Annotated in this window: 1 protein-coding gene and 1 pseudogene; one reads left to right on the top strand and one right to left on the bottom strand. The window is 40.9% G+C overall.

Annotated elements, in window-relative coordinates; translation table 11 throughout:
- The first annotated feature begins 298 nt into the window (after positions 1-298).
- Entirely contained in the window at positions 299-427 is a 129-nt protein-coding gene (locus tag CIK04_RS30805; protein ID WP_128824578.1) for a DUF3265 domain-containing protein, read from the top strand.
- 834 nt (positions 428-1,261) lie between these two features.
- Here CIK04_RS30805 and CIK04_RS30790 read toward each other — a convergent pair.
- A pseudogene (locus CIK04_RS30790) lies at positions 1,262-1,426 on the bottom strand (IS110 family transposase); the annotation flags it as partial.

Here is a 1,426-nt window from a genome sequence, read left to right as displayed (position 1 = left end):
GTTTTGTGTTTGTCGGCAAGCCGGCTTTTGTGAGCGCTGTTTTTCGGACGCATATTCTTTGGCGCTAGAAATTCAGAGAATTGCCTCATTCAATTCTCGGGCAATCGCGAGGTTAGGGCGGTTGGCTCAATCAGAAATCCATTTTAGGTTTTCAAACTTCAAACCAGATTTGCCAAAATTCCTAGTCTGATTATCAAAACTATGATTCATTTCGGTTTTCTACGTTTTGGTTTTTGTTTGTAAATCAAAGTCGAGTTAATCTTGTTTTGAGTAAAACGTAACTCATTGAAGCTTAAGCATAACAAGGCGTTTAAGAGGGATTCATGCCGCGTGGCATTTTTGGTTTGCAGTGAGTTTTGGTGGTGAAAGTGGTCTGCGGAAACTTGGTTTAGGCGGCACTCACCCCTTAACGCGGCGTTATGTTTAGTCACGTAAAATCAGTTGGTTTATGGTTTTTCTTTGTTCCCTCGGCTTTTCAGTTTGGTGTTTATCGGCAAGTTGGCTTTTGTGAGCGCTGCTTTTCGGACACTTATTCTTTGGCGCTGGAAATTCAGAGAATTGCCTCATTCAATTGTCGGGTAAGCGCGAGGTTAGGGTGGTTGGCTCAATCAGAAATTTGATATTAGGTTTTTTCGTTTTAGCTACCAAAGTTCAAAGTCTGATTTTCAAAATCATGAGTCATTTCAGGTTTTTGGCTTTTGTTCGTGAATCAAAGCTGAGTTAATCTTGTTTTTAGTAAACGTAACCCATTGAAGTTTAAGCATAACAAGGCGTTCAAGTGGGATTTGGCACGCGTGGCATTTTCAGTTTGCGTTGGGTTCAGTGGTTACGGCACTGTGCGGTAGCTTTTGTATTGCGTGCCTGCACCCCTTAACGCGGCGTTATGTTTAGTCACGTAAAATCAGTTGGTTGCATCTTTTCTTTGTTCCTTCGTATTTCTAATTTTGCTCTTGTCGGCAGGTTAACTTCAGTGGTCGCTGTTTTCTGGACTCCAATTCGTGGGCGCTAAAAGTTCAGAGAGTTGCCTCATTGAAATGCAGAGTGTAGGCGAGGTGAGTGAAGTGATTTTGATTTCAAAGTTAAATCCCGGCTTTTCGGTTTTCCACGTTAAAACTCAAAGTCAGAACATTCAAAATTATGAGTTAATTCAGCTTTTTAGCGTCTAGTTTTGGTTTTTAAAGGTAACTCGAGTTAAGCTCTTGGTATCGCAAAACTTAACCCTTTGAGCCTTAAACATAACAAGAGACTATGGCGTCAATAGTTAATTTTTGGCGCTATCTGCCATTCCACATACAGCCATCTCTAAGCATTGAATTTAGAATAACTACCATCTTTCTGACGCAGGCAATGAGCGCTACTTTTTTGGGTTTTCCAGCAGCCAAAAGTCGTTGATATGTTTCTTTAAATACAGGGTTACATTGCATCG

It is taken from the genome of Vibrio sp. 03_296 (genome assembly GCF_002265885.1).
Note: the sequence above shows the minus strand (reverse complement) of the source record. Positions and strands in the feature narration are given on the sequence as shown.